The organism is Microcoleus sp. D2_18a_D3 (assembly GCF_036702455.1).
Lineage (GTDB): Bacteria > Cyanobacteriota > Cyanobacteriia > Cyanobacteriales > Microcoleaceae > Microcoleus.
This window is the reverse complement of record NZ_JAUBTK010000143.1, coordinates 1-8,832: the sequence shown is the minus strand read 5'-3', so window position 1 is coordinate 8,832 and position 8,832 is coordinate 1. Positions and strand designations below refer to the sequence as shown.

Below are 8,832 nucleotides of genomic sequence, written 5' to 3'. Positions count from 1 at the left end.
CCCATCAAAATCCAAGAAATCATTTTCGGCTCCCCTCTCGTACTTTGGTCCGTATCATACCCTGATTCAGCAACGCCAGAAAAATAAAGGATGAAGTCATATTCTCCCCAACTCTCCCCCTCTCCGATTACTGTGTTGTCACTGGCTATGTCAAGTAGCGACTGATACATTAAGAAATATGATAGTTAGCTATTTAGTATAGGGTGATACAGAATAACTGTTTGTACAAATGGTGCAATCCAAAAGGCATAGACCATTAGATTGATAGTTGACGAATTTAGATGAGTCCGGCTATACGAAGTCGGGGGGTTGAGGATTGGGGAATTATCTATTGAAGATTTGTTCCGCTAAAACAGGGACTTAAAACCAAATAACTATTGCATCTAAAATCCTCACATCTAAAATCGGCTCGGTCTTCCCTGAAAATTGCTGAGTATGAAAAGGTACAACTAACGTGATCAAAAAAAGTTTAACGATCGGCATCATGGCGCTGTGGCTGTTAAGCGGGCCGCTGATGGACAATGCCTTAGCTCAAGATGCTGGTGCCGCAGCTGCGGTGGCGCCGAATCCGATCAACAGCGGCGATACGGCCTGGATGTTGGTTTCCTCAGCACTGGTATTGCTGATGACACCGGGGCTGGCGTTTTTCTACGGGGGACTGGTGCGATCGCGCAACGTCCTCAACACCATGATGATGAGCTTGGTGATGATGGGAACGATCGGCGTCACCTGGACGTTGTGGGGGTACAGTTTAGCCTTTGATGTCACCGCCAGCAACCTCAATGATAAAGGGTTTGGTCAAGGGATCGAAAGCTTCATCGGCGGTTTCGACTGGATGTTCTTGAACAACGTCACGGCGGACACCCCAGATCCGATCGGCTACGCACCGACAATACCCCACCAAGTCTTCATGGTTTACCAGATGATGTTCGCCATCATCACTCCAGCCTTGATTTCAGGGGCGATCGTCGAAAGGGTAACATTTAAAGCCTATTTCTGGTTCGTGCTGCTGTGGTCTACCTTCATCTACTCTCCTTTAGCCCACTGGGTTTGGGGTAGAGGCTGGCTGGCGGCGATCGGATCTCTGGACTTTGCCGGCGGCACAGTCGTACACATTAGTTCCGGTGTTTCTGCCGTTGTCGCAGCTTGGATGATCGGGCCCCGCAAAGACCACTTGAACAAGCCCCACACCCCTCACAACGTACCCTACGTCTTGCTGGGAATTGGGATGCTGTGGTTTGGCTGGTTTGGCTTCAACGGCGGTAGCGCTTTGGGATCTGGTTCTTTAGCAACAGTGGCTTTTGTCACCACGATGATTTCTGCAGCAGCCGGCGGTTTAACTTGGACAATTGTGGAATGGGTGCTCAGAGGCAAACCGACAGCAGTGGGAATTGCTAGCGGTTTCCTCGCGGGATTGGTGGGCATCACACCTGCGGCTGGATTCGTGCTGCCAGTGGGAGCGCTTTTGATCGGATCGATCACTTCCGTTTGCTGCTTCTTTGCCGTTAGTTTCCGGGCTAAGCTGGGATTTGACGACTCTTTGGATACCTTCCCGGTTCACGGCGTCGGCGGAACTGTGGGCGCGATTCTGACTGGCGTGTTTGCGACTAAAGCCGTTAACGCAGCCGGAAATAACGGGCTGTTTGCCGGGAATCCGGGGCTAATTGTGACCCAGTTTGTAGGCGTTCTAGTTACTTACCTGTTTGCGGCTGTCGGCACTTTTGTGATCCTGAAAATTTTGGAACAGTTTATGGAACTGCGAGTGCCCTCATCTGCTGAAGACCAAGGTTTGGATATCGGCCAGCACGGGGAAGAAGCTTACGGTGAGGATTTCGCCGGCGGTTTCAGTTCGTTTGAATCGAGTTCTCCTTTTGCGCCGAAGAAGGTTTGAAAAGACCATAAGACTGACGCACTCAAGCCTGTGAAACCCAGTTTCTTTGGAGATTTATCGACTCCCAACCCAGATTTTTCTAATAAACCGGATTTCTTTGCGGGATTTTGTGCAGCAGAAGGTTTGAATCTGTAATTTGCAGTCAGACTCAATAATAGTAGTTGGGTTGCCCCGTTTTGCAATTGTTGCAGGCGGGGTTTTCAAATTTGAGATGAGAGTTCTCCAATGGTTCTAAAATCAAAGGTAATTAACCTAGATTTCAACTCGATACCGCATGGATACTAAAGCTTTTAAACGATCGCTCCAACAGTCGGAAAACTACCACCGCAAGGGTTTCGGACACGAAGCTGAGGTAGCTGGGGTAATGCAGACGGCTTATCAAAGCAGTCTGATCCAGCAAATTCGCGACAATAATTACAGGCTGGAACGTGGCGCAGTCACGATCCGGCTGGCTCAGGCTTTTGGGTTTTGCTGGGGGGTGGAACGCGCTGTAGCTATTGCTTACGAGACTCGCCAGCATTTCCCCTCGGAACGGATTTGGATTACTAATGAGATTATTCATAATCCGTCTGTGAATCAGCATTTGCGCGATATGGAAGTTGGTTTTATTGCTGTTGAAAAGGGGCAGAAAGATTTTTCGGTTGTCGATAGTGGCGATGTGGTAATTTTACCTGCTTTTGGAGCGAGTGTCCAAGAAATGCAGTTGCTTAATGATAAGGGCTGCAAGATTGTTGATACTACTTGTCCTTGGGTTTCTAAGGTTTGGAATACTGTTGAGAAGCACAAAAAGAAGGATTATACTTCGATTATTCACGGTCAGTACAAGCATGAGGAAACTGTTGCTACGAGTTCTTTTGCTGATAAGTATTTGATTGTCCTGAATTGGCAAGAAGCTGAATATGTCTGCAATTATATTTTACACGGGGGCGATAGGGCTGAGTTTCTTGCTAAGTTTAGTAAGGCTTATTCTGTTGGTTTTGACCCGGATCGGGATTTGGAAAGCGTTGGGATTGCTAACCAAACTACTATGCTCAAAACTGAGACAGAGAATATTGGCAAGTTGTTTGAAAAAACGATGATGCGGAAGTTCGGGCCGGAGAATTTGAACGAGCATTTTCAGAGTTTTAATACTATCTGCGATGCGACTCAGGAACGGCAAGATGCTATGTTGAGTTTGGTTGAGGAAAAGTTGGATTTGATGCTGGTGATTGGGGGTTTTAATTCTTCTAATACTACGCATTTACAGGAAATTGCGCTCGACAAAACTCTTCCTTCTTATCACATTGATTGTGCGGAGCGCATTTTACCGGGAAATCGGATCGAACACAAGCCTTTGGGGGGAGATTTGGTCGTAACTGAAGGTTGGCTACCGGATGGTAAAATTGTAGTCGGCGTGACTTCGGGTGCTTCTACGCCTGATAAGGTTGTTGAAGATGCGATCGATCGCATTTTCGCGATGAAATCAGCGGCTGCGATTGTGTAATTATATTGTTTCGGCACTGCACTCGGAATCATAATTTTCTCAGTTAATTTTCTCAGTGCAGGGCGAGTGTCTCTTTGCCAGTGCGATCGAGACGCTCGCTCGTAAAAAGATATAATTCCGATGTTAAACTATAGCCTTTCTCAGAAAGATGAGGTACTCATGGGCATAGGGCATAGGGCATAGGGCATAGGGCATAGGGCATAGGGCATAGGGCATACCTCACTTTTTTGAGAAGCTATAATTTCAACCCCATTCTCCCCAATTACCCGATCGCTCGCATTTCTGATTTCTGATACTATTCACACGCGTCATCGCTTCTGTGAATTTCTCCCTCGCTCCAAAAGATTATTTTTTAAATAAGATATTAAAAATTCGCCTTTTTTTTGGGGGTAAAAAGCTTGACTTTGCTAGATTGACAATGTATTATTTAATAATGCAAATAGTGACAAAATTTAAATTTATGTCACCACTCCCATTATATAAATAATACCCCAAAAATCAACAGGAGTCAATAGGTAAAAACTCTTTTCTTTGCGCCGCAATTTGAAACTGCCAAAGGAACAGGAACGATACAAAAATCTATGCAAAAAAAGGCGAATTAAGCTTTGCAGGCTATCCTAGATTGTCGGGTGTCTGCCTGAATCACGAGACGCAAGAGAGCGATTTATGCCATCTCCGACTTAAGGGGGATGCGAGGAGGAGCGAGGCTAAATTAGAAACAAGATTGATCGCACATTTGAGCCTTCAATTTATAGGCTTTAGTCGCCGTCTCTGACCGCGCCCAAAATTCGAGTAGTCCGTATCCAGCTAAAATAAAAAAAAGCAGGACTCGCGTGCCGAGTATTTCATGAAACAATCCCTGACTCGCCAAATCACCGCAGGTATCGGAATGGCCGTGGCGCTGCTGATTTTCAATGCGACTACTTCCTATCGCAATACTCTCAAGTTAGTCGAAAACGAACGCCGGGTAGGCCACACTCACCGAGTTTTAACCGAACTCGAAGCTACGCTTTCCACCTTAAAAGATGCTGAAACCGGACAGCGCGGTTATTTGCTGACGGGAGAAGAACGGTATTTAGAACCCTATCACAGCGCGATCGCCCGCATCAACGAGCAAGTAGTCGAATTGCAGCAGCTAACCGCCGACAACAACCGGCAGCAACAGCGCATTCGCAACTTGAAAATTGCGATCGACTCTAAATTAGCCGAACTTGAAGGAACCATCAATCTGCGACGCCAACAAAAGTTAGAAGCAGCCCTGCGGGAAGTAAAATCCGGTAGGGGAAAGCAAATCATGGGCGGCATTCGGCAGCAGATAGCCACCATGACAGCCGAAGAAACTCAGCTATTGCAGCAGCGTGCCCGAGAATCTCAAACGAGCGCTACTTTGACAATCCTGACTTTTACCGTTGCCACTTTAGTAAATTTCCTCTTGATGCTGGCGGTTTACTATTTGGTGAAGCGCGATCAAACTTTGCGCGACAATGCCGAAATCAAGCAAAATCAACTTTTAGAACAGCTAGAACATGATCGCCACTCCCTACAATTAACCGAAGAACGTTTCCGCCTCGCCATTCTCAACGCACCGCTGCCAATTATGCTGCACGCTGAAAACGGACAAGTTTTGCAAATTAACAGCGCTTGGACAGAATTTTCAGGCTACCAACACTCAGAAATTCCCACAATTGAAGATTGGACAGAAAAAGCTTACCACAACCGCAAATCGCTAGTGCAAGCAGATATCGATCGGCTGCACCAATTAAACAGCCGCATTTCTGAAGGCGAATATATGATTGCCACAGCCAGCGGCGAAACTCGCATTTGGGACTTTTATTCCGCACCTTTAGGCCAGCTTTCCGACGGCAGAAGTTTAGTAATTAGTACCGCCATTGACATAACCGCACGCAAGCAAGCAGAAGCAGAAATTCGGATGCTCAACGCTACCTTAGAAGGGCGAGTGGCACTCCGCACCAATCAACTTCAAGCAGCTAACGAAGAATTAGAAGCTTTCACCTATACCGTCGCCCACGATTTGCGGGCTCCCCTGCGGGGAATGCAGGGATTGGCTGAAGCTTTATTAGAAGATTACCGTGACATCCTCGACGAACTTGGTCAAGAATACGCCCAGCAAATTGTTAATTCTGGGCAACAACTAGAAGAATTAATCGAAGATTTGCTAGCTTACAGCCGCCTGAGCCGCACTGATTTATCGCTGCAAGTTTTAGACTTAGAATCTGCTGTGGTCGAGGCAATTGCTATGGTAAAAGCCGACGCTAAATCCAGCCACGCTCAAATCATTGTTCAATCACCCTTGCCTGCGGTAATTGCCCACCGCGTTACTTTAATTCAAGTAATCGCCAATCTGCTCACCAATGCTATAAAATTTGTGGAAGGCGTATCACCCCAAGTACAGATATGGGCCGAGGAACTGGAGCTGCCTCAAAAGGGACAGACAGACAGGGATACAGCGGGAGAATTGGAAAGGGGAACTGTGGGACAGTGGGAGCATTCTCAGTTACTTATGACCAGCCCTGTATTGCCAGTCGGCTTCATCCGTCTTTGGGTAGAAGACAACGGCATCGGTATTGCTCCAGAACATCAAAAACGCATTTTTGGGGTTTTTGAACGGCTGCACGGTATTGAGTCTTACCCCGGAACTGGTATAGGATTAGCTATTGTAAAAAAAGGAGTCGATCGCATGGGCGGTCAAGTTGGAGTGGAATCTCAATTAGGACAAGGCAGTCGATTTTGGATACAACTGAGGAAGCATGACCGAAACGCAGACGATTTTGCTGGTGGAAGATAACCCTGTTGATATTCTATTGATGCAGCGGGCATTTCGCCATGAGAATTTTGCTAATACTTCGCTGCAAATTGTGCGAGATGGAGATGCAGCGGTTTTTTATTTAAATGGGGACGGAGAATACGGCGATCGCGATCGCTATCCTTTACCTGCGATAATTTTACTAGACTTGAAATTGCCCAGGCGATCCGGTCACGAAGTTCTAGTTTGGCTGAGGCAGCAGCCGGAACTAAAACGCTTGCCGGTGGTTATGCTTACTTCTTCTAGGCAAACACTTGATGTCAAGCGCGCTTACGATTTAGGGGTAAATTCTTATTTGGTTAAACCGGTCGGGTTTGCTTCTTTATTGGAAATGATGCAGAGTTTTAGCGAGTATTGGCTCAACTATAGCGAACTGCCGGAACCTAGAGAATTGTCTGGTTTGTAGTAGCCGTTTCCCGGTTTTTATTGCTTGTTTACTCGTTACCAGGCTCTTTCGGGTAACGAGTAAATTAAGTTTCTAGTGAGTAAGCTAATACGCATTTAAATTGCATGGGGCAATAAATTTTCCTTCTTGTGGGGAGTAGGGGTTGGGCCGGAAAGCCCGCCCTCAACATACAATTTAAATGCACAACAGCTTAAGCCCGTCCTGTATCATCTTAAAGGGGCGATTTCCAACATTTTTATGATAATATATCGCCACTCTAGCTAATAGCAAAATTATTAATTGTTACAGTGCTACATATTTTGGTAATTGACGACAACCCAACAGATAGGCTGCTGGTCAAACGCGAATTAGAGCGGCAATTCTCGCAATTGCAAATAACGGAAATTTTTGACGATAGATTATTCGGGGAAGCACTGAAACGAGGCGGATTCCATCTGGTAATTACTGATTACCAACTACGCTGGACAAACGGTTTAGATGTGCTTCAAACTATTAAAGCCAGTTATCCAGAATGCCCGATTGTAATGTTTACGAATACTGGCAATGAAGAAATTGCTGTAGAGGCAATGAAATCAGGATTGGACGACTACATTATCAAGTCGCCGAAGCACTATGTCCGCCTTTGCGTTACGGTTCGCGCAGTGCTCGATCGAGTTGCCGCCTGGGAACGAGTCGCCCGACTGGAAAATCAACTTCATTCTCTGCTAGAACACTTAAATGTCGGAGTTTTTCGAGCGACTTCCCAGGGGCAGCTTTTGGAAAGCAATCAAGCTTTTTTGCGCTTGTTTGATGCCAGCAATTTAGCAGATGTCCAAGGGATTTATCTTCAGAAATTGTTTGTGCAACCCCTAGATTCAGGGGAGTCTCGGTCTCAAAATATTGAAATTACATTTCCTTTGGCAGACGGTCGAGTAAAATGGATTCGGTTTACTCAATATCTCTACAGCACAGAAGGTGAAAGTACCATTGAGGGATTGGTTGAAGATATTACTGAACTCAAGCAGGCTGAACTTGCTTTGCGGGAATTTAATGAAACTTTGGAAGAGCGGGTGAGAGAGCGTACTGCTGAGTTAGAAGAAGTTAACGCACAGCTCGAATCGTTTACCTATTCAGTTTCTCACGACTTGCGCGCTCCTCTGCGGGGAATTTCGTTTTTTGCTGAAATGTTGCTCCAAGATAAAGCCAGCGAGTTGGATGCTACTGCACAGGATTACTTGTATCGGATTAATGACGCTGCAAGTCTGATGAATACTTTAATCGAAAATTTGCTAGAGTACAGCCGCCTCAGCAAAGCTAACTTGCCACTAAAAGCAGTCTCTCTTCATTTAATTGTGGCTCGATCGATCGCGCAACTAGAGGCGGAAATTGCCGAAAAACAAGCTCGGATAACGGTTGTTCAACCCCTACCTACGGTGTTGGCCCATCCTGCTACGCTGCTGCAAGTCTTGACTAACTTGCTCTCCAATGCTATTAAGTTCGTGCAGCCGGGGATAGAGCCGCAGGTGCGAGTTTATGCAGAAGCTGAGGAAGAATATATCTATCTTTGGGTAGAAGACAACGGCATTGGTATTGCAGAAAGATTTCAAGAGAGGATTTTTGGGTTGTTCGATCGCCTGCATGGTCAAGAAGTTTATCCAGGGACGGGAATAGGGCTGGCGATCGCGAGCAAAGGAGTCGATCGGATGGGGGGTGCGATCGGGGTGAAATCGACTCTGGGAATCGGTACCAGCTTCTGGGTAAAATTACGCAAGTGCGAGAGTTGAGGAAGCAAGTTCGGCAACGCGCAGTGAATTGGGATTTAAAAGATGAGGCTCTAGGGAAGAAGGTTTTAACAGCAATATTCTGCTGTAGCTCAAAGAATCAATCAACCCGCTTGTTCACACCCGAAGACAGCATAAACAATTAGTATAGTAAGAGTTAAGTAATCTCTTGCACCTTTCCCGCCAGAGCCGGCTTTCTGATCTGTTTGACAACAACTTACTTAATTAATTAATTTGCTTGTGGACACGCCCCTAAAAGGCCGGTTGAGGATATTACCAGCTTTAAAATATAATAAAATAGAAGCAAATACAATAAAATTATTGGCAAGTCTAATTAACCCACCAAGTACATATTTAAATTGTCGAGATTGCTCAATAACATATTGTTAGATGTGAACTAACCTGACGGTCAACGGAGTACCGTTAGACCGCAGGCTTCTTTTTCCTTTTTTGCAAAGGCTTTTTTGA

At 45.9% G+C, this 8,832-nt stretch carries 5 protein-coding genes; all 5 read left to right on the top strand.

Features of this window, described 5'->3' with window-relative positions:
• Nucleotides 1-454: 454 nt before the first annotated feature.
• Nucleotides 455-1,891, top strand: coding sequence for an ammonium transporter (locus QUB06_RS33060; RefSeq protein ID WP_333438878.1), 1,437 nt, complete (start codon nt 455-457; stop codon nt 1,889-1,891).
• 274 nt (nt 1,892-2,165) lie between these two features.
• The gene (locus QUB06_RS33055; protein ID WP_333438876.1) at nt 2,166-3,374 is read left to right on the top strand and encodes a 4-hydroxy-3-methylbut-2-enyl diphosphate reductase; all 1,209 of its coding nucleotides are present in this window, start codon (nt 2,166-2,168) and stop codon (nt 3,372-3,374) included.
• An 847-nt stretch (nt 3,375-4,221) separates the two neighbouring features.
• On the top strand, nt 4,222-6,180 hold the full coding sequence (locus tag QUB06_RS33050) for a CHASE3 domain-containing protein (RefSeq protein ID WP_333438874.1): 1,959 nt from the start codon (nt 4,222-4,224) through the stop codon (nt 6,178-6,180).
• Entirely contained in the window at nt 6,143-6,604 is a 462-nt protein-coding gene (locus tag QUB06_RS33045) for a response regulator (RefSeq protein ID WP_333438872.1), read from the top strand. The genes QUB06_RS33050 and QUB06_RS33045 overlap by 38 nt, the downstream gene beginning before the upstream one ends.
• A 287-nt stretch (nt 6,605-6,891) precedes the next feature.
• Nucleotides 6,892-8,367, top strand: a complete 1,476-nt coding sequence (locus tag QUB06_RS33040) for an ATP-binding protein (protein WP_333438870.1) — start codon at nt 6,892-6,894, stop codon at nt 8,365-8,367.
• Nucleotides 8,368-8,832 lie beyond the last annotated feature (465 nt).